19 protein-coding genes are annotated in these 18696 nt (G+C 63.7%); 3 read left to right on the top strand and 16 right to left on the bottom strand.

The annotated features are described in order from the left end of the window. Positions 1 to 132 precede the first annotated feature (132 nt). From AC0L3B_RS21580 to AC0L3B_RS21545, 8 genes are all read right to left on the bottom strand, one after another. Positions 133 to 1083 carry a polyphosphate kinase 2 family protein gene (locus tag AC0L3B_RS21580; protein WP_085385132.1) on the bottom strand — a complete coding sequence of 317 codons (951 nt, stop codon included), beginning with the start codon at positions 1081 to 1083 and terminating at the stop codon, positions 133 to 135. Then, complete coding sequence (locus tag AC0L3B_RS21575; protein ID WP_085350250.1) at positions 1043 to 2062, bottom strand: branched-chain amino acid ABC transporter permease; 1020 nt, start codon at positions 2060 to 2062, stop codon at positions 1043 to 1045. Before AC0L3B_RS21575 ends, AC0L3B_RS21580 begins: the two co-directional genes overlap by 41 nt. Beyond that, complete coding sequence (locus AC0L3B_RS21570; protein ID WP_018454358.1) at positions 2059 to 2940, bottom strand: branched-chain amino acid ABC transporter permease; 882 nt, start codon at positions 2938 to 2940, stop codon at positions 2059 to 2061. The genes AC0L3B_RS21575 and AC0L3B_RS21570 overlap by 4 nt, the downstream gene beginning before the upstream one ends. A gap of 13 nt (positions 2941 to 2953) precedes the next feature. Further along, on the bottom strand, positions 2954 to 3658 hold the full coding sequence (locus AC0L3B_RS21565) for an ABC transporter ATP-binding protein (protein ID WP_085350252.1): 705 nt from the start codon (positions 3656 to 3658) through the stop codon (positions 2954 to 2956). Then, complete coding sequence (locus tag AC0L3B_RS21560) at positions 3658 to 4428, bottom strand: ABC transporter ATP-binding protein (protein ID WP_018454356.1); 771 nt, start codon at positions 4426 to 4428, stop codon at positions 3658 to 3660. Before AC0L3B_RS21560 ends, AC0L3B_RS21565 begins: the two co-directional genes overlap by 1 nt. 31 nt (positions 4429 to 4459) lie before the next feature. Further along, entirely contained in the window at positions 4460 to 5782 is a 1323-nt protein-coding gene (locus AC0L3B_RS21555; RefSeq protein ID WP_085350254.1) for an ABC transporter substrate-binding protein, read from the bottom strand. A 95-nt stretch (positions 5783 to 5877) separates the two neighbouring features. After that, the gene (locus AC0L3B_RS21550) at positions 5878 to 6582 is read right to left on the bottom strand and encodes a hypothetical protein (protein ID WP_018454354.1); all 705 of its coding nucleotides are present in this window, start codon (positions 6580 to 6582) and stop codon (positions 5878 to 5880) included. Between the two features lie 28 nt (positions 6583 to 6610). Next, on the bottom strand, positions 6611 to 7636 hold the full coding sequence (locus AC0L3B_RS21545) for an ABC transporter substrate-binding protein (protein ID WP_018454353.1): 1026 nt from the start codon (positions 7634 to 7636) through the stop codon (positions 6611 to 6613). A gap of 138 nt (positions 7637 to 7774) precedes the next feature. Here AC0L3B_RS21545 and AC0L3B_RS21540 point away from each other — a divergent pair, with 138 nt between their 5' ends. Continuing rightward, positions 7775 to 8224: a cupin domain-containing protein gene (locus AC0L3B_RS21540; RefSeq protein ID WP_473381003.1), complete on the top strand. Its 450-nt coding sequence runs from the start codon at positions 7775 to 7777 to the stop codon at positions 8222 to 8224. Between the two features lie 39 nt (positions 8225 to 8263). On the opposite strand, the gene AC0L3B_RS21535 is transcribed toward AC0L3B_RS21540, so the two are convergent. Together AC0L3B_RS21535 and AC0L3B_RS21530 are read right to left on the bottom strand one after the other, a co-directional pair. Then, a complete protein-coding gene (locus AC0L3B_RS21535) occupies positions 8264 to 9049 on the bottom strand; it encodes an ABC transporter permease (RefSeq protein WP_018454351.1) in 786 nt (261 codons plus the stop codon). Continuing rightward, entirely contained in the window at positions 9049 to 9867 is an 819-nt protein-coding gene (locus AC0L3B_RS21530; RefSeq protein ID WP_085350258.1) for an ABC transporter ATP-binding protein, read from the bottom strand. Before AC0L3B_RS21530 ends, AC0L3B_RS21535 begins: the two co-directional genes overlap by 1 nt. 146 nt (positions 9868 to 10013) lie before the next feature. Here AC0L3B_RS21530 and AC0L3B_RS21525 point away from each other — a divergent pair, with 146 nt between their 5' ends. Together AC0L3B_RS21525 and AC0L3B_RS21520 are read left to right on the top strand one after the other, a co-directional pair. Continuing rightward, positions 10014 to 10796, top strand: coding sequence for an ATP-binding cassette domain-containing protein (locus AC0L3B_RS21525; protein WP_018454349.1), 783 nt, complete (start codon positions 10014 to 10016; stop codon positions 10794 to 10796). Next, positions 10793 to 12352 (top strand): glycine betaine ABC transporter substrate-binding protein, encoded by a 1560-nt coding sequence (locus AC0L3B_RS21520; protein WP_473381002.1) that lies wholly within the window; start codon positions 10793 to 10795, stop codon positions 12350 to 12352. The genes AC0L3B_RS21525 and AC0L3B_RS21520 overlap by 4 nt, the downstream gene beginning before the upstream one ends. 56 nt (positions 12353 to 12408) lie before the next feature. On the opposite strand, the gene AC0L3B_RS21515 is transcribed toward AC0L3B_RS21520, so the two are convergent. The 6 genes from AC0L3B_RS21515 to AC0L3B_RS21490 form a co-directional block, all read right to left on the bottom strand. Continuing rightward, positions 12409 to 14121, bottom strand: a complete 1713-nt coding sequence (locus AC0L3B_RS21515; RefSeq protein WP_473381001.1) for a sulfatase-like hydrolase/transferase — start codon at positions 14119 to 14121, stop codon at positions 12409 to 12411. A gap of 232 nt (positions 14122 to 14353) precedes the next feature. Next, complete coding sequence (locus AC0L3B_RS21510) at positions 14354 to 14644, bottom strand: DUF1330 domain-containing protein (RefSeq protein WP_018454346.1); 291 nt, start codon at positions 14642 to 14644, stop codon at positions 14354 to 14356. A gap of 62 nt (positions 14645 to 14706) precedes the next feature. Next, positions 14707 to 15558 carry an SDR family oxidoreductase gene (locus tag AC0L3B_RS21505; protein ID WP_473381000.1) on the bottom strand — a complete coding sequence of 284 codons (852 nt, stop codon included), beginning with the start codon at positions 15556 to 15558 and terminating at the stop codon, positions 14707 to 14709. Between the two features lie 471 nt (positions 15559 to 16029). Further along, positions 16030 to 17049, bottom strand: a complete 1020-nt coding sequence (ilvC, locus tag AC0L3B_RS21500) for a ketol-acid reductoisomerase (RefSeq protein WP_085385123.1) — start codon at positions 17047 to 17049, stop codon at positions 16030 to 16032. A 147-nt stretch (positions 17050 to 17196) separates the two neighbouring features. Continuing rightward, positions 17197 to 17799 (bottom strand): LysE family translocator, encoded by a 603-nt coding sequence (locus AC0L3B_RS21495; protein ID WP_085385122.1) that lies wholly within the window; start codon positions 17797 to 17799, stop codon positions 17197 to 17199. Positions 17800 to 17806: 7 nt separating this feature from the next. Further along, positions 17807 to 18682, bottom strand: coding sequence for an EamA family transporter (locus AC0L3B_RS21490; RefSeq protein ID WP_473380999.1), 876 nt, complete (start codon positions 18680 to 18682; stop codon positions 17807 to 17809). Positions 18683 to 18696: the final 14 nt, after the last annotated feature.

The raw sequence follows: 18696 nt of genomic DNA, 5'->3' as shown, positions 1-18696 counted from the left end.
CGGTGGACGCGAGTACTGAGGAATTTGGGGATGATGACATCATGCCCCTGTTTTGCCCGACGAGTCAAACGATTTCGTTAAATCCGCAAGCGCTCGCGCTGACCTTCAAGTCATTGATTTCGTTATCCCCGGCTACTGTGCATGGGGTTGTTTTCGCGTTTTTTGTTTCTTGCCCGCCTTCTCCTCCTTCTCCAGCGCCTTGCGCACCTCGTCGAATTCACCCGCCGAGGCCTTGTCGGCGCGAGGGAAGCGCAGATCGAGCTTTTCGAGCGCCGCGACGATGGCCGACCCGATCACGACGCGCGCGAACCATTTGTGGTCGGCCGGCACGACATACCACGGCGCATGAGGCGTTGCCGTGTGCCGGACGATGTCCTGATAGACCGCCTGGTAGCGCGGCCACAGCGCGCGCTCCTTGATGTCGTCCATGGAGAACTTCCACTGCTTGGACGGATCCTCCAGCCGGTCGAGGAAGCGCTCGCGCTGCTCGTCTTTGGACAGGTTGAGGAAGAACTTCAGTACCACGGTGCCGTTGCGCGCGAGATAGCGCTCCCACGCACAGATGTCTTCGAACCGCTCCTTCCAGATGTTCTTGGTGACGAGCATTGACGGCAGCTTCTCCTTGGCGAGGACCTCCGGATGCACGCGCGTCACCAGGCATTCCTCGTAATGGGAGCGGTTGAAGATGCCGATATGCCCGCGCTCCGGCAGCGCGACCACGTGGCGCCAGAGGAAATCGTGATCGAGCTCCTTGCTGCTCGGCGCCTTGAAGGCACTGACTTCGCAGCCCTGCGGATTGATGCCCTCGAAGATCGCCTTGATCGCGGAATCCTTGCCGCCGGCGTCCATCGCCTGGAACACGATCAGTACCGACCAGCGGTCCTGGGCGTAGAGCTTCTCCTGAAACGCGATCAGCCGCTTCATGTTGGCATTGAGAATCTCCTGGGCCTTCTCCTTGTCGAGGTCGCCCTTCTCGTTGGTCTTGTGATCCTTGAGATGAAACTTGCCCGAACCATCGTAGCGGAATGGTGTAATGTAACGGTCAAGCTCCTGGGCGAGCGATTTGGACGACTTCTTGCTCATGAGCGCGGGACACCTTGCGTTGCGGCTTCAATCGGTCGAGCAAGCTACCAAGGATACCCTTCGGAAGGAATATGATGAAAAGCACCAGCAGCACTCCGTAGACGAGATTGTCCCAGCCGACCGCCTTGGTGCCGAAGCCGATGCGCAGGGTCTCGGCCAGCATAATCGTGATGATAGCGCCGAAGGTCGGGCCGAGCGAGACGAACAGGCCGCCGACGATGGCCGCGAACACCATCTGGAGCGACACCGCGATGCCGCTGACGGTATCGGGCGTGATGAACATCTGGTACTGGCAGTAGAGCGCGCCGGCCAATGCCGTCATCAGCGCGCTTAGCAGGGTGATCTTCAGCTTCTCCGCGGTGACGTCGACGCCGGCGGCGGCCGCGGCGTCCTCGTCCTCCGAGATCGCCTCCAGCGCATAGCGGGCCATGCTGCGGTCGACCCAGTGCCAGACCACGATGCCGAAAAGCCAGACCCCGAGCGCGATCAGGTACCAGGTGATCTTGTCGTCGAATTGCAGCGACCAGAGCTTGTTGCCCGCGGCCCGGTTCGGCGTGTAGCCGAGCGAGCCGCCGGTGTAGTCGCGCGTCGCCGTGATGACCTGGAGCACGATGCCTGAGAGCGCGAGCGTCACCAGCACGAAATAGTGCCCGGTGATGCGGAAGCGAAAACAGGGATAGCCGACGATCAGCGCCAGCGCGCCGGCCGCGACCATGCCGATGGGGATGCCGATCCAGGGCGACCAGCCCAGGTGATTCCAGAGTAGTGCGGTGACATAGGCGCCGATCCCCATGAACCCGCCATGGCCGAGCGAGACGAGGCCGAACCGCCCCATCATCGACCAGGACGTATAGGCGAACGACCAGATCAGGATCAGCACCAGGATGTGCAGATGATAGGGATCGCGATAGACGAAAGGCAGCGCGACCAGCGCCGCCAATCCGATCCCCCAAGCTGCAAGCCGTCTCCGCCCCATCATCGGCGCCTCGCGAGCAGGCCCGCGGGCCGGATGAACATCATGACGATGAAGAACGCGAAGGCGAGCACATAGCCCCATTCGAGATCGGAGAACAGGCCGCCGAGCGAGATGATCTCGGCGAACACGAAGGCGGCGATGAAGCCGCCGATGAAATTGCCGAGGCCCCCGAGCACGCAGATCAGGAAGGTGATCGGCCCGAATGACAGGCCGACGAAGGGATGCACGTCATATTGCAGAACCAGCAGGCAGGCTGCGAGCCCGGCCAGCCCCCCGCCGATCGCAGAGGTAATGAGATAGATCCGCTTCGTGTCGACGCCCATCAGCGCCATGATCTGCCGGTCCTGCGAGATCGCGCGGATCGCGGTGCCGGTGAAGGTCCGTGTCATGAACAGATAGACCGCGACCATGCCGACCAGCGCAGCCAGGAAGGACAGAAGTCGTGCGTAGCTGAAATTCATGTCGCCGAAGGCGAGCACCGGCAGGCGGATGCCGAGGTTGCGGAAGTCGATGCCGAAGGCGACGGTGGCAAAGCTCTGCAGCACGAACAGCACCCCGCCGGTCGCCAGCAACTGGTTGATCGGCGGCGCGGTGAGGAGCGGCGCGATCACGAGGTAATGTAGCGCCGCGCCGAGCACCGCGACCAGCAGGATGGTGAGCGGCGCGGCGACGAAATAGCTGATGCCGTAATACTGCACCAGGAAGTACATGGCGTACATGCCGATCATCACCAGCTCTGCGTAGCAGATCCAGGTCACGTCGATGACGCCGAAGATCAAATTGAGCCCGAGCGCGAGCAACGCCAGCACGCCGCCGAGCAGGATGCCGTTGATCACGGCCTCCAGCAGGTAGATGTCGAAAATGTCCAGAAATGCTTGCATGCCTGCATGAACCTCACACCCCGAGATACGCTTCCTTGACCGTGTCGCTCGCCAGCATCTCGGCCGAGGTGCCTGAGGACCTGATCGTACCCGCCTCGATCAGATAGGCGCGATCGACCACTTTCAGCACCTGCTGCACATTCTGCTCGACGATCAGCACGGTCAGCCCGCTGGCGCGGATCCGCTTCACCAGCTCGAACACCTGCTGCACCACGACCGGCGCGAGCCCCGCCGACGGCTCGTCGAGCAGCAGCAGCTTTGGATTCGACATCAGCGCGCGGCCGATCGCGCACATCTGCTGCTCGCCGCCGGACATGGTGCCCGCCATCTGGTGGCGGCGCTCCTTCAGGCGCGGAAACAGCTCGAACACCACGTCCAGCCGCTCGGCATAGTGGCCGCGCGCCTCCTGCATGAAGGCACCCATCTTGAGATTGTCGTCGACCGAGAGCTGCGGAAACAGCCGCCGGTTCTCCGGCACATGCGCGATCCCGAGGCTGACGATCTTGTGCGGCGGCGTGGCCACGACGTCGACGGCTTCCATTCTGATCGAGCCGCGCGAGGGGCGGATCAGCCCGGAGATGACGCGCATCAATGTGGTCTTGCCCGCGCCGTTCGGCCCGATGACGCCGACGGCCTCACCCGCCCTCACGTCGAGATTGACGTCGAACAGTGCCTGGAAGGTACCATAGCCGGCATTGACGCCGCGGAGCTCCAACATCACTGCACCCCCGCGCGGCGGCGCGCTGCGGCGGCCGCAGCCTGCGTGGTCTCGGCATCGGTGCCGAGATAGACCTCGATGACACGGGGATCGCCGGCAACGGCACTCGGCAAACCTTCCGAGATCTTCTCGCCGTGATCGAGCACCATGACGCGATCGACGACGCGCATCAGCACGCCCATGATGTGCTCGACCCAGATGATGGTAATGCCGAGCTCGTCGCGGATGTTGCGGAGCATGTTAGCCGCCTGCCCCATCTCGGCCTCGTCGAGGCCGCCGAGGCTCTCATCGGCCAGCAGAAGTTTTGGCGCGGTGGCGAGCGCTTTCGCCAGTTCGAGCTTTTTCAGGCCGGCTGCGCCGAGGCCGTCGACGCTGGCATGGCGATCGGTCGGCAAGCCGACCATCGCCAGCGAGCGCTCGGCCGCCTCCTCGGCCCTGGCACGGCTGTGGCGGCCCTGGCCATAGAATCCGGCGAGCGCGACGTTCTCGAAGATCGTCAGGCGGCGGAATGGTCGCGGGATCTGGAAGGTGCGGCCGATGCCGCTGTTGATGATCCGGTGCGGCGGAAGGCCCGCGATCTCGGAGCCGTCGAACAGGATCGAACCGGACGTCGGCGCCAGTGTACCCGAGAGCATATTGAAGATCGTGCTCTTGCCCGAGCCGTTGGGGCCGATCAGGCCGAGGATCTCGCCCTGATCGACTTTGAACGACACATTGTTGACGGCGGTGAAGCCACCAAACCGCTTCACCAGCCCGCTGACTTCCAGCACCGTCCCGCTCTCCTCTCTGCGCGCCCTGGCGCTACTGGTTGCTGTAGGTGGTGCCCTTCGGCAGCGGCAGCACGGCCTCGCGCTGCGCCTGACTCTTGGGCCACACCACGGAGGATTTGTCGTCGATATACTGGATCACGACCGGGAATGAGCGCTCGTTCTGCCCGGCCATCGGCGTGCCCTCGCCGTAAAACTTGACGCCGAATCCGAGCATGGTGCCTCCTTCGGGAATATCGGTGTCGAGCGCAGCCTTGCGCAGCGCATCCGGATCGACCCCGCCATACTGCTTGATCGCGCGCGGCAGCACGTCGTTCATGAACACATAGGTGTTGGACGCACCGATGCCGACATGCGCCGAGCGGATGGCGACCCCGGGCCGGATTTTGTCGAACTCCTCGCCGACCATCTTGATCACCGGCGGGAGCTTGGGATCCATGGTCTTCTGGTTGGCAAGCCAGATCGAAATCGGGTCGGTGTTGAAGATGTAGGTGGCATCCACCCCCATGCCTTCCTTCAGCTTCTCATAGACGCCGTAACCCGCGCCGTGCCCCATCAGCGCGCCGAACTTCAGCCCCTGCTCGCGCGCCTGACGCAGCAACAGCGTGATATCGGGGTTGTAGCCGGTGTGGAAAATGACGTCGGGCTTGGCGCGCTTCAACTTGGTCACCAGCGCGGAGAGGTCAGGCGCGGTGGCCGAGTAGCCTTCCTTCATCACGACGTTGAATCCCGCCTTCTTCGCGCCGGCTTCGTTGCCCCTGGACACGTCGACGCCATAGGCGCCGTCTTCGTGAATGATGGCGACGCGCAGATCCTTCGGCTCCTTGTCGAACTTCGCCTTGGCGTTCTGCGCGATGAAATCCATCGTCATCATGCCGAACTGGTCGCCGCTCGCCTGCGGGCGGAAGACATATTTGTAACCCTTCTCGTTGAACACGGCCGACGAGATGCAGGTCGTCATCCACATGAACTTCTTGAGCTGCTCGACGCGGGCGGCCACCGGCACGCATTGCGCCGAGGAGAAGAAGCCGAGCACCATGTCGACCTTTTCCTGCTCGAGCAGGCGGACGGATTCGTTGATCGCGATGTCGGGCTTGCTTTGCGCGTCGGCATAGACCGCTTCGATCTTGTAACCCTCGACGCCGGTCCTGGCGAAATGGTCGAGGATGATCTTTGCGCCGATATAGCCGAGCTCAGAGCCGCCGCCGGCGAGAGGCCCGGTCAAATCGAAAACGACGCCGATCTTAATCTTCTTCTCTTTGCCTTGATCCTGAGCCTGGGCGGACGCCGCCAAGCCCGTCGCTGATATCGCGACCAACAGCCCACGTACCAAACGGGCAGCCATGCGCACGCGCATCAAAACCTCCCTGGACGATTGTGCATTGCATTCTTTTTGGTTTTATATTTTCGCCCATCACATGGGCTGAGCGCAGCGATGTCAAGCCTCGCGCATCAGCGCAACGCGAACTGCTGCTCGACGAAGGCCGTGACAAATCGCGGCATGGACGGCGTGAGATCGCTCACCCCGCGCACGAGATGAATGGCCGAGAGCTCTGGCTCGGCCTCGTCCGCCAGATTGGCTTCGATCCGCGCACGCGCCACATCACCCGGCATGTCCAGGTTGACGATTTGCAACATCGCAATCGTCGGGCCGGTGACGACGCAGTGCCAGTCCGGCTCGACCCGATAGTCGGCGGCGGTCAGGCCGGTCTCTTCCTCGAGTTCGCGGATCACGCTGCCGGGAATGTCCAGCGTGTGGCCCCTGACGTCTTCGAGATCGGGCGTACCGGACGGGAAATAAATCCGGCCCGCATTGGCGGTGTGCTGCGCCATCTCACCCATGACGAAGGCGCCGTCGGAGGCGCGCAACGCGCCCATGCCAAAACCGTTGAACACGGCCTTGTCGGGAAAACCCCAATCGCGCCAGGCGAGGAAGCTCGCGAAATCGGTCTCGAAATACGTCGCAGAAAGATGCCCGTCGGCGAACGTTGCATCACGCCCGAGCAGGACGCGACCGTTCCAGATCTTTGGCCGCTCGCGCTGCTTCTCGGCGAAATGCGTGGCGATCTCGGCGCGCCGCTCCTCCGCGAACGCCCAGACGATCGGCCGCACGGCAAGTTCAAGCGTCGTGACGCGATGAATGATTGGTGACGTCATGCGCCTGATGACCACGCCTTCGCGTCAGTTATTTGACGCTTCCCGTGGTCTTCTTGGCCTGCTCGACATACTTGTTGGTGAAGGTCTTGCTGACGTCGATCTTGGCGTTGGCGACCTCGGGCGATCCAACGCTGAACACCGCGAGCACGGCGTCGGCGCCCTTCGGGTCCATCTTGCCGGTCTCGGAGAACATTGGGATCGTGTTCTTCAGTGCAGCGAGATAGAGGTCCTTGTTCTTGCCAACCGTCTCCTCCGGCATCTTCGCCATGATCTCCTCGGGCGAGTGCGAGTGGATCCAGGCGAGCGTGCCCAGGATCGCGTTGGTCAGCGCCTGCGTCTCCTTCTCGTGGCCGGCGACCCAGGCCGCGGTCGAGTACAGCGCGCCGCCCGGATATTCGCCGCCGAACGTCTCAAGCGTATCCTTTTGCGTGCGGGTGTCCGAGAGGATGCGCAGATCCTTGTGGCTGCCCTGGAGCACGGTCACGGAGGGATCGAGCATCACGGCCGCATCGATCTGGCCCTGCTCCATGGCGGCGACCGCAGTGGCGCCGAGGCCAACGCCGATCACGGCGGTGCTGGCGGGATCGACGCCATTCTTCTTCAGCATATACTTCAGGAAGAAGTCAGTGGAGGAGCCGGGCGCGCTGACGCCGACCTTCTTGCCGGCGAGGTCCTTGATCGACTTGATCTCGTTGGTGTGCGACGGCGAAACCACCAGCACGAGGCCGGGATAACGGTCATAGACCACGAAGGCCTGAAGCTCCTGCTTCTTGGCCGCGAGGTTGACGCAATGGTCGAAATAGCCGGAGACCACGTCGGCGCTGCCGCCGAGCACGGCCTTGAGCGCGTCCGAGCCGCCCTTGAGGTCCACGAGCTCAACGTCGAGACCCGCCTTGTCGTATTCGCCGAGCTGCTTTGCCAGCACCGTCGGCAAATAGCACAAACAGGAGCCGCCGCCGATCGCGATCGTGACCTTGCTTTGCGCCGCGGCAAGACCGGTGGTGAGCGTCAGCGCGAGCAGCGCGCCCGCGAGCCTGGCTATCGTGTTCTTCATTGGTTTCCTCCGTTCGGCTGGCGGCACCATAAAGCAGCCGGGCTGGCTTGAGAAGCAGGACCGAAGGCGCTGGCCATCGGCCTTTCGGCGCAATAGCATGAAGCCCACAAGAACAATTCTTGATGGGGAGGATCATCCATGAATCGCCTTGCAATCGGACTGTCGATCGCCACCGCTTTTGCCGCCGGATGCGGCGCAACCCACCTGCTGCGGCCGGCGCTGGCCGCGGAGAACATCACTCCGCAGATCATCCACACCGGCGAGATGGAGGGCGACGCGCTGGGGAACGCCAACGCCGTCGGCTACCGCTCCAAGACGTTCGCAAGCGCCGATGGCGCCACCATCTCGATCCAGGTCGGCAATGTGCCCAAGCACATGCATCCCAACACCAACGAGATCCAGTACATTTTAGAGGGCATCGGCACGATCTGGTTCGGTGACAAGGAAGTCACGGTGAAGCCGGGCGACCTCGTCATCATCCCGAAGGGGACGCCGCATGGCGGCACCAAGCCGATCAGCGGACAGGTCAAGGCGATCGCGATCAAGACGCCGCCGCAGGCGCCCGATGACACCAAGCTGCTGGACTGATCGATCCGGGGCTCGCGCGTTGCGCGGGCCCCTTGCGGCCTAGCCGCGTCCGTCCACGGTCGGGCGCCACACCAGCAGTCTCCGCTCCACCAACGTCACGCCAAAGTCGATCAGGATGACGAAGGCCGACAGCACGAACATGCCGGCGAAGACGCCGGCGACGTCGAATATGCCCTCGGCCTGCTGAATGAGGTAGCCGAGCCCCGCCGCCGATCCCAGATACTCGCCGACGACGGCACCGACCACGGCAAAACCGACCGACGTGTGCAGCGAGGAGAACATCCACGACAGCGCCGAAGGCCAATAGACGTGCTGCATCAGCTGCCGCTCGCTCATGCCGAGCATGCGGCCGTTGTCCAGCACGGTGCGGCTGACCTCCTTGACGCCCTGATAGACGTTGAAGAACACGATGAAGAACACCAGCGTCACGCCGAGCGCGACCTTGGACCAGATGCCCAGCCCAAGCCACAGCGCGAAGATCGGCGCCAGCACCACACGCGGCAGAGCGTTGACCATCTTGACGTAGGGATCGAACACCGCGGCGACCAGCGGCTGGCGCGCGAACCAGAAGCCGATCAGCACACCGCCGGCCGATCCGATCACGAAGGCCAGGATCGATTCCGTCAGCGTGATGCCGAGATGCTTCCAGATCACACCGGACGAGAACCATTTGACGATCTGGGCGAAGACATCGACCGGATTGGAGAAGAAGAACGGCGGCAGCAGGATCTTGCCGAACACGGGCACAGTCGACAGCAATTGCCACAGCGCGAGGCAGACCACCGCGACCAGCACTTGCAGCGTAAGCAGCGTGACGCGCGACATCAGACCGCCTCCGCCGCTTGCGTGGACTGCGCATAGCCCTTCATGACCTCGTCCTTGAGCACGCTCCAGATCTCGCGATGAAGCGCATGGAATTCCTTGTCCAGCCGCACTTCGAAAATGTCGCGCGGGCGCGGCAGGCTCACGCGCCAGTCGCCGATGATGCGGGAGGACGGCCCCGCCGACATGATCACGACGCGGTCGGCGAGCGCGATCGCCTCTTCCAGATCATGGGTGACGAACAGCACGGCCTTGCGGTCAGCGTTCCAGAGGTCGAGCAACAGGTTGCCCATCACCTGCCGGGTCTGTGCATCCAGCGGCCCGAACGGCTCGTCCATCAGCAGGATCTTTGGTTCGCGGATCAGCACCTGCGCCAGCGCCACGCGCTTGCGCTGGCCGCCCGAGAGCATGTGCGGATAGCGGTTGGCGAAGGCGCCCAAACCGACCGAGGTCAGCCATGTCTGCGCCCGCGGCAGTGCCTCGCTGCGCGGCGTGCCGCTGACTTCGAGCCCGATCGCGACGTTGTCGAGCGCGGTCTTCCAGGGGAACAGCGCATCGGCCTGGAACAGGTAGCCGGCGTCCCGGTTCAGCCCGGCAAGTGGCTGGTCGAATATCCTGACGCTCCCCGCAGCCGGCTTCAGCAGCCCGGCCGCGACGTTGAGCAGTGTTGATTTCCCGCAGCCGGTCGGGCCGACGATGGCGACGAACTCGCCCTGCGCCACCGTCAGATGCGCCTTCTCCACCGCCGTATAGACCCGCCCGTCCCCCAACTGGAACGCGACCTTGGCATCTTCCAGCGCCACTGCCGTAGGCGTTATCATATGCTTCCTCCGAACTTGGCCCGATGCCTTAGCCGCTCGCGCGACCAAGTTCAATCAAGCCGCCAAGCGTGCTACGCATGGGCCTTGTCATCCCCTCCCTTCCCCCTCCCTTCCCTGGGGCGGGTCAGCGCAGTGAGCCCCGCCCGATGCCGTCCAGGCCGATGATTGGCTATGCCCACGTCACCAAGAGCTTCGGCGCGCTCAAGGCCGTGGACGATGTGTCACTCGACATCGCCGAAGGCGAATTTGTAGCCGTCGTCGGCGGCTCGGGTTCGGGCAAGACGACGCTGCTGCGGCTCGCCAACCGCCTGATCGAGGCGGATGGGGGCACGATCACGGTCGAGGGCGACGACGTGCAATCCGTCGATCCGGTCGCGCTGCGGCGCCGCATCGGCTACGTTTTCCAGAGCGGCGGACTGTTCCCGCATCTGAGCGTCGCCGACAATATCGGGATCACGCCGAAGCTGCTCGGCGTCTCGGCAGCGGATATCGCAACACGGGTCGATGAGTTGCTCGAGCTCGTGCAGCTCGACCGGGCCGCCCATCGCGGGCGGTTGCCGGATGCGCTCTCGGGCGGCCAGCGCCAGCGTGTCGGCGTGGCGCGGGCGCTTGCGGCAAGGCCCCGCATCGTGCTGATGGATGAGCCATTCGGCGCGCTCGATCCCCTTACCCGCGATGCGCTCGGCGACGATTTTCGCGAGCTGCACCGCAAGCTCGGCCTGACCACCGTGATGATCACCCACGACATGACGGAAGCGATCCTGCTCGCCGACCGCATCGCGGTGATGCGCAGCGGGAAGCTGCTGGCGCAGGGCACGCCAGTGGAGCTCTCGAAAAGCAGCGACGCCTACGTGCTGGAGCTGCTGCGGACGCCGCGACGCCAGGTCGAGCGATTGAACGCGCTGCTGCTAAAGGGCGGGGCGGCATGAGCCTTTTCACCGATCCGCGTTGGGGCGAAGCGCTGGCGCATTTGCCCGACTATCTCGGCAACCACGTGCGGGTGAGTCTCGCCGCGCTTGCGCTCGGCCTGATCGTCAGCCTGCCGCTGGCGATTCTGACGCGCAACCGTCCCACGCCGCGCGCTGTGCTGCTCGCGCTCGCCAGCATCGTGCAGACGGTGCCCGGGCTGGCGCTGCTCGCGCTGTTCTATCCGCTCCTGCTGCTCGCGGCCTCCGTGGCGCTGGCCTGGTTCGGCGTCTCCTTCTCCGCTTTCGGCTTCCTGCCGGCGATGCTGGCGCTGGCGCTCTATTCGATGCTGCCGGTGCTGCGCAATGGCATCACCGGCCTCAACGGCATCGATCCCGCGCTGATAGAGGCTGCCAAAGGCGTCGGAATGACCGCGCGGCAGTCGCTGGTGATGGTCGAACTGCCGCTGGCGCTGCCGGTCATGATGGCGGGGATCCGCACCGCCGCGGTGTGGGTGATCGGCACCGCGACGCTGTCGACCCCGATCGGGCAGACCAGCCTCGGCAATTACATCTTTGCCGGGCTCCAGACCCAGAACTGGGTGTTCGTGCTGTTCGGCTGCTTTGCCTCGGCCCTGCTGGCGCTCGCCGTCGATCAACTGCTCGGCCTGATCGAGAGCGGCCTGCGCTGGCGCAGCCGCGTGCGTGCGGCGCTTGGCGCGGCCGGGATCGCGGCACTGGTCGCCGCAACATTGGTGCCGACGATGGGGCGCTCGTCACAGAACTATGTCGTCGGCGCCAAGACGTTCGCCGAGCAGTATGTGCTGTCGGCGCTGATGCGGGACCGGCTTCAGGCCGCCGGTCTCTCCGCCGTCGCACGATCCGGTCTCGGCTCAAGCGTGATCTTCGAGGCGTTGAAAGCCGGCGATATCGATCTCTACGTCGATTATTCCGGCACGCTCTGGGCCAATCAGCTTCACCGCACGGACATCAAGCCGCGCGCGGAGCTGTTGGCGGAGCTGCAGACAACGCTTGCGAAGGAGAACATCACCCTGCTCGGCGAGCTCGGTTTCGAGAACGCCTATGCGCTGGTGATCCCGAAGAAGCGCGCCGAGGCGCTTGGCATCCGCACCATCGCCGATCTCGCCGCGCATGCTTCGACCCTGTCGATCGCCGGCGACTATGAGTTTTTCTCGCGACCCGAATGGGCGGCGCTGCAAAAAGCCTATGGCCTCTCGTTCCGCGCCCAGCGCCAGATGCAGCCGGACTTCATGTATGCGGCCGTCGCCAGCGGCGAGGTCGATGTCATCGCCGGCTACACCAGCGACGGGTTGATCGCAAAATACGATCTCGTTGCGCTCGACGATCCCAGGCACGCGATCCCGCCCTACGATGCGATCCTGTTGCTGGCCCCAAAGCGCGCCGGCGACGAACGGCTGCGGGCCGCGGTGAAGCCGCTGCTCGGCAAGATCGACATCGCGACCATGCGCGAAGCTAATTTGCGCGCCGCCGGCAATGACGCGAATTCGTCGGCGGATGCAGTGGCGAAATGGCTATGGGAGAAGGTGGGTGGGCGGTAGCCGCGCCATTCGTTCGATGTCGTCCTGGCCTTCGCCAGGACGACGTTGGAGAGACGCTACAGCCCCCTGATCATCCCCGCATCGATCAGCAGCCGGTTAAGCCGGCGCGCTTCGGCCCCGTCCTTGCATCCGTAGAATATGCCCTTGCAGCGGAGCATGATCTCCTTCTGCTCGGCGAAGGACGGATCGAGCGGGATGCCGGCGGCTTCCTGGATGACCAGCGGCAGATACGGGCCGTCGACCGTGTCCATCACGGCCTCGCTTTTCACCGGCTCGAAATTGACGGCGTCGATCGCGTAGTAAGTCGCGTAGAGACGTGCGTCGTAGGCGTCGAGCTTCTTGCCGAGAGCGCCCTCGTCGAGCCCGGGCTCGAGGATACCGGGCGCGAATTCCGGCTGATGATCGCCGTAGCGCACGATCAGGAAGGGTTCGCCGGGAAATTTCTTCTTCAAGCCCGCGAGGAAAGCGTTGTACTGCTCGGCGCTCATCGCCTGCCGCCGCAGGTACTCGTCGATGGACGGCACATTGCCCGGTGCGCGCCAGTTCGGCAGCAGATCCGGGCGGAAGCGCGTCTCCCAGGGGAAATGATTGGCGCCGAGATAGATGAAGGTGAACAGCGGCTTGTTCGGCGTCCGCTCACCCATCAGCCGGAGCGCCTTGTCATAGAAGAAGCTATCCGGCTCGACATCCTTGGCGCCGAGATCCTTGGAGTCGAGGAAGCGTTCGATGCCGGTCGTCACCTGAAAGCTGCGCGCGGCCATGAAGCCGCCATAGGCGGGGTAGAGCGACATCGTGTCGTAGCCGCAGCGGCGCAGCGCCAGCGGCAGGCCGCGCTCGACACGGCCTGTTGCAATGCGCGTCACGAAATAGGCGAAGCGGCCGAACGAGCGCGACGACAACCCCGCGAGCACGTTGTATTCGGTGAACCAGCTCGGCCCGCCATTGCTCTCGGCCAGGAACGCGCGCTCCTTGCCGTCCCAGGATTTGAAATGGCTGCCGTAGCCGGCCGGCACCTTGATGCCCTGCGCGGCGCGGATGTCGAAGCTCGATTCATCATGGACCATGATGATGTTCGGCCGCCGGCCGGCAGGATGGCAGGCATCGACCAGCGGCATGTTGAGCCGTTCGTTGGTCGAAACGGCCGACTCCATGAAGCCGTATTGCGCGAAGTCGGAGACCGCGCTGACGCCGGAGCGGAAGAACTTCGAGAGATAGCCGTCGTCGTAATAGCCGCGCCAAGCCTCGTCCGGATGATAGAGCGAATAGCCGACTAGCGCGGCGAGGCAGGCGAGCATCGAGGCGAGTGCCGGTAGCCTACGGACGCGGAATGGGTCGAGCCACCACAGCGCATACATCAGCGGCAGCGTGACCAGGCCGGCCCCGATCACCGACCAGCGCAAATTCGGGAAGATCGTGAACAGGAACGCCACCGTGTCGCGGTCGATCATCATCAGGTCGATGAAGTTGGCCGTCATCTGCACGACGTCGTGCTTCAGCCGTGACAGCAGCACCAGCACCACGACCATAGTCAGCGACAGCGCACCCGAGAGCGCCGGCCGCCGCAGCAGCGCGATCCAGAAGAAGTTGAGGATGCCCCAGGCCAGCACGAAGGAGAGCCGTGCGCCGAAATCCGTCTCGGTCTCGTACATCAGGACGAGCGCCGCGAGATGCGGCGCTGCAACCGCGAGCAGCCGCCAGATGCCGAGCGCAGCGACGCTTGCCAGCACGGCGGTCGTGGCAGAAGGACCTGGATTGGGCGCGGACGCCATCGACGACACGCAACTGCTGGTCCGGCACGGTGATGCCGAGCCGGCTGACCGGGCCTGCGGCGTTCGGCGCAGCCGGAAGGCCTGCACCGTGTCATAAAACTGTAATTGAACGGTCACGGACAAGCAACGCGTGTCGCGGTCCGACCTTCGCTTAATGTTAGCGGAAGCCGATCGGTCTCCGGGCCCAATTCGTCCCTAGGGCAAATCCCGCAGTGCAGAACCGACTTGCCGTCTAGTCGAGGCCTTCGACGCTGACCAGGCGGGCAGAACTGCAAGCGTCCCGGACCGCTTTGAGTCCCTGGTAGGTCGCGCCTGTGTAAAATGCCTCCCAGGCTGCGACGGATGGGAATTCCAGCAGAACGATCCTGCGGGGCTGCCAGTCTCCCTCGTAGACCTTGTGGGCGCCCCCTCGCGCCAGATATCGAGCTCCAGCGGCCTCCAGGGCGGGCTTCACGCCCAACATGAAGCTTTGGTACTGCTGCAAATCCCTGATCTCGACGTCGAAAATCACATAAGCCGGCATCTCAAGACGCTCCCACGATCGGAAATTGATCACCTGTCCGGCAATGGTCTCACCTCGGAGGCTCAGCCCTGCGGCAGCAGCCCGAGCCGCTTGGCGATGATGCGGTCGACCACACGCTTGGGCAGCGTGGCCGTCATCAAATGCCGCATCCGGTCCGGCGTGATCTGGTAGCGAACCTTGGGCCTCTCGGCGGTGAGCGCCTCGAAAACGACCTCGGCAATCCGCTCGGCCGGCAGCCCGGTCTCGCCGAGCTTCATCATGAACGCCATGACCTTGTTCAGCGCCGGCAGATAAAGCGAGTTCTGGTAGACCGAAAGATCGATCTGCTCGGCCTTGCTCCAGATCGGCGTCTTGACGGCGCCGGGTGCGACGATAATGACGTCGATGCCAAACAGCATCAATTCGCGGCGCAAGCTCTCCGACAGACCTTCGATGGCATGCTTGGAGGTGCAGTAAGGCGCCGACAACGGATTGCCGTTCTTGCCCGCGACCGAGCTGATCATCACGATCCGGCCCTTCGGTCCCTCCAGCGACGGGTCGGCGCCCAGCAGCGGCCCAAAGGCCTGCGTCGCGATGACCGGGCCGATGACGTTGATCTCCATCTGCCGGCGAAAGTCGTCGACCGACAATTCGAGCACGGGACCGGCGACCGCGACGCCGGCGTTGTTGACGAGACCGGCCAGCGTCTCGCCGCCCAGCGCCTCGCGGACTTTTCGCGCAGCCGCGAGGACCGCCGCCTCGTCGGTGACGTCGAACAGCAGCGCCGTGAAGTTCGTACCGAATTCACCCATGAGCCGATCCGCATCGGCCTGCTTGCGGACACTACCGAAAACACGATAGCCGCGCCCGATCAGAAACTTCGCAATGGCCCAGCCGATGCCGGTGGACGCGCCGGTGACGACGACGGATCGCATGATCTTCCTCCCCAAGAGCTCCCGCGATCATGCAGGCGAAAGGTGCCGGGGCGCAATGCCGTCCACCGCTCTAGGAGACGCCGCGGGTGTCAGTTCTTAAGTTGAAGCGAGGTGCGAACCTCGCGACGTGCGATTGATTGCATCCTGAAGGTATGGATGAAGAGCCGAATCCTTGACCCTGAAGACGCTGGGCTTTTGAGGATCGGGAGCTTCTGAGAAATTCCGAAAACAACGCGAGACCAAGAATGTGGTTTAAGCGTCAGTTCTTCATGCTCAGGGAGCACTTCAGCTCGCGAAGAATTTGAATGAAGCAGCAATGCTTCGCGCGAGACGAAAAGAGCGAGACCGCTGGTTGCGATCTCGCTCGAATATAATCGCGAAGATTTAAGAATTGGTTTGGCGAGCGAAGCTTGTGTTTTCGCTCGCGTGTCCGGATGCGGCGCAACCGATACGCCGTATCCGAACGGCCGCTTAGTTCTTCGACTTGTCGACCAGCGCGCCCTTCTTGATCCAGGGCATCATGTCGCGCAGCTTGGCGCCGACTTCCTCGATCGGGTGCTCGGCGAGCTTGGCGCGGGTCGCCTTGAACGAGGTCTGGTTGACCTTGTTCTCGAGCATCCAGTCGCGGGCGAACTTGCCGGACTGGATGTCGTTCAGAACCCGCTTCATCTCCTTCTTGGTCTCGTCGGTGACGATGCGCGGGCCGGTGACGTACTCACCGTACTCCGCGGTGTTGGAGATCGAGTAGTTCATGTTGGCGATGCCGCCTTCATAGATCAGGTCGACGATCAGCTTCACTTCGTGCAGGCACTCGAAATAGGCCATCTCCGGGGCGTAGCCGGCTTCGACCAGCGTCTCGTAGCCGCCCTTGATCAGCTCGACCAGGCCGCCGCAGAGCACGACCTGCTCGCCGAACAGGTCGGTCTCGCATTCTTCCTTGAAAGTGGTCTCGATGATGCCGGCACGGCCGCCGCCGACGGCGGAGGCGTAGGACAGGCCGAGGTCGTGGGCGTTACCCGAGACGTCCTTGGCGATCGCGATCAGGCAGGGCACGCCGCCGCCACGCTGGTATTCCGAACGCACCGTGTGGCCGGGGCCCTTCGGCGCGATCATCAGAACGTCGAGATCGGCGCGCGGGTCGAGCAGGTTGAAGTGGACGTTGAGACCGTGCGCGAAGACGAGGGCGGCGCCCTTCTTCATGTTGTCGTGCAGTTGCTCGCGGTAAATGTCGCCCTGGAGCTCGTCCGGGGTCAGCATCATGACCAGATCGGCCCATTTGGCGGCCTCGGCGACTTCCATCACCTTGAAGCCGGCAGCTTCCGCCTTCTTGGCCGAGGCCGAACCCTTGCGGAGCGCAATCGCCACGTCCTTGACGCCGGAATCCTTCAGGTTCAGCGCATGGGCGTGGCCCTGGCTGCCATAGCCGACGATGACGACCTTCTTGCCCTTGATCAGGTTCAGGTCGGCGTCGCGATCGTAATAAACACGCATGGTCGTTTCCTCGTTCAGGGGCCGGAATCGGCCGTTGGTCAGGTCTTGTCGGTCAGGTCTCGGACGGTGAAATTTGCGGATTTCGGGGGCTGTCTAGAGCATTTTCGGCCCCCTGGGAAACCCGTTTCTGCATGGAAAGCTGAGGCATCATGCATCCATAACGACGGGGTAGAGAGACGCCAGCAGCAGGATCGCCATCAGGATGTTGAAGGCGCGGACCAGCCGCTCGGAGGTCAACACCGGCCGTAGTGCAGTGCCGAACAGGACCCAGACCACGGTCGAGACCGCGCCGACGAGTAGGCTGACCAGGGTCTGGATCGCAATATTGATGGGGAATTGGGCAATCGCCGCGTAGGCGGTGATTGTGCCGATCACGATCACCCAGCCCTTGGCGTTGATCCACTGGAACATCGCCGCGCCCCAGAAGGTCATCGGGCCGCGGCCGGTCTCGCCGTCCGGCGTGGTCGGGCCGGACAAAGCAATCACGGCGGCAAGGTAAATCAGATAGACCGCGCCGGCGTATTTCAGGATGGTCTGAAGGATCGGATAGGCCAGAAACACTGTACCGAGCCCGAGACCCACGGCGGCGATCATGAAAGCAAAGCCGATGACGATACCGGCGATGTGGGGGATGGTGCGCCGAAAGCCGTAGGTCAGGCCCGAGGCCAGCAGCATGATGTTGTTCGGCCCGGGCGTGAAATACATCACGACCATAAAGGCGAGGAAGGCATAGAAGAGCGAATAGGCCATAGTCACCTCAAGCGGTCTTCGGCAGGACCTGCGGACGCTTCGCGAGCACCATCACCGCGATACCGCCGATCACGGTGAGCATGCCGGCGAGACGCAGCGGGCCGAACCGCTCGCCGAACACGATGCTGGACGCAGCCGAGCCGACGAACGGCACCAGCAGCGCGAACGGCACCACTTGCGCGGTGGGATAGTCACGCAGCAGCCGGCCCCACAGCCAATAGGCGATGCTGGTGGAGATGGCGCCGATCAACAGCAGGCAAATGAGGCCGGTGAGCGACATGTGGACCAGCGACTGCCAGGTCGGCGTCGGTCCGTTGACCACCAGCGTGAGCGCGAACAGCGGCACCGCGGTGGCGAGGCACAACCAGGCGAACAGATCGAACATCGGCACGCCGCGGGCGCCGCGCAGCAGGACATTGCCGACCGCAAAGCTGACCGGCGCGATCATCAGCACGGCGAAGGCACCGACGCTGAAATCATAGCCGACCGTGCCGCAGATCATCAAAAGGCCGATGGCTGCGATGACGATGCCCAGCGTCTGCACCGGCGTCGGCCGCTCACCGAATGCGATCGCGGCAAAGCCGATCGTGAACAGCGCCTGGCTCTGCACGACGACGCTGGTCAGCCCCACCGGCACGCCATGGGCGATGCCATAGGCCTGGCTCAGAAATTGGCCGAGAAAGAGCGTGAAGCTGATCGCGATCAGGAGCGACCAGGCGACTTTGGGCTTGCGGATGAATAGGCACGGCACCGCGGCAATGGTGAAGCGCATCGCCGTCATCAGCTCCGGCGAAAATTCGTCGAGCGCGATCCGGCTTGCCACGAAGGCAAGCCCCCAGATGACCGCCACCAGGATGGCGATGAGGATGTCGGCCGGCTTCATTGTCGTTCCCGGTT

The organism is Bradyrhizobium sp. Kon56, from assembly GCF_055807635.1.
This window is presented reverse-complemented; position numbering and strand designations above follow the sequence as displayed.

What these genes read in the sequence shown, in the direction of transcription:
- AC0L3B_RS21565 (WP_085350252.1), bottom strand. Translation starts at nt 3,658, where the DNA reads ATGTTGGAGCTCCGCGGCGTCAATGCCGGCTATGGTACCTTCCAGGCA.
- AC0L3B_RS21505 (WP_473381000.1), bottom strand. Translation starts at nt 15,558, where the DNA reads ATGCGATCCGTCGTCGTCACCGGCGCGTCCACCGGCATCGGCTGGGCC.
- AC0L3B_RS21515 (WP_473381001.1), bottom strand. Translation starts at nt 14,121, where the DNA reads ATGGCGTCCGCGCCCAATCCAGGTCCTTCTGCCACGACCGCCGTGCTG.
- AC0L3B_RS21520 (WP_473381002.1), top strand. Translation starts at nt 10,793, where the DNA reads ATGAGCCTTTTCACCGATCCGCGTTGGGGCGAAGCGCTGGCGCATTTG.
- AC0L3B_RS21580 (WP_085385132.1), bottom strand. Translation starts at nt 1,083, where the DNA reads ATGAGCAAGAAGTCGTCCAAATCGCTCGCCCAGGAGCTTGACCGTTAC.
- AC0L3B_RS21570 (WP_018454358.1), bottom strand. Translation starts at nt 2,940, where the DNA reads ATGCAAGCATTTCTGGACATTTTCGACATCTACCTGCTGGAGGCCGTG.
- AC0L3B_RS21510 (WP_018454346.1), bottom strand. Translation starts at nt 14,644, where the DNA reads ATGCCGGCTTATGTGATTTTCGACGTCGAGATCAGGGATTTGCAGCAG.
- AC0L3B_RS21535 (WP_018454351.1), bottom strand. Translation starts at nt 9,049, where the DNA reads ATGTCGCGCGTCACGCTGCTTACGCTGCAAGTGCTGGTCGCGGTGGTC.
- AC0L3B_RS21495 (WP_085385122.1), bottom strand. Translation starts at nt 17,799, where the DNA reads ATGGCCTATTCGCTCTTCTATGCCTTCCTCGCCTTTATGGTCGTGATG.
- AC0L3B_RS21540 (WP_473381003.1), top strand. Translation starts at nt 7,775, where the DNA reads ATGAATCGCCTTGCAATCGGACTGTCGATCGCCACCGCTTTTGCCGCC.
- ilvC (WP_085385123.1), bottom strand. Translation starts at nt 17,049, where the DNA reads ATGCGTGTTTATTACGATCGCGACGCCGACCTGAACCTGATCAAGGGC.
- AC0L3B_RS21490 (WP_473380999.1), bottom strand. Translation starts at nt 18,682, where the DNA reads ATGAAGCCGGCCGACATCCTCATCGCCATCCTGGTGGCGGTCATCTGG.
- AC0L3B_RS21550 (WP_018454354.1), bottom strand. Translation starts at nt 6,582, where the DNA reads ATGACGTCACCAATCATTCATCGCGTCACGACGCTTGAACTTGCCGTG.
- AC0L3B_RS21575 (WP_085350250.1), bottom strand. Translation starts at nt 2,062, where the DNA reads ATGATGGGGCGGAGACGGCTTGCAGCTTGGGGGATCGGATTGGCGGCG.
- AC0L3B_RS21555 (WP_085350254.1), bottom strand. Translation starts at nt 5,782, where the DNA reads ATGCGCGTGCGCATGGCTGCCCGTTTGGTACGTGGGCTGTTGGTCGCG.
- AC0L3B_RS21545 (WP_018454353.1), bottom strand. Translation starts at nt 7,636, where the DNA reads ATGAAGAACACGATAGCCAGGCTCGCGGGCGCGCTGCTCGCGCTGACG.
- AC0L3B_RS21530 (WP_085350258.1), bottom strand. Translation starts at nt 9,867, where the DNA reads ATGATAACGCCTACGGCAGTGGCGCTGGAAGATGCCAAGGTCGCGTTC.
- AC0L3B_RS21525 (WP_018454349.1), top strand. Translation starts at nt 10,014, where the DNA reads ATGCCGTCCAGGCCGATGATTGGCTATGCCCACGTCACCAAGAGCTTC.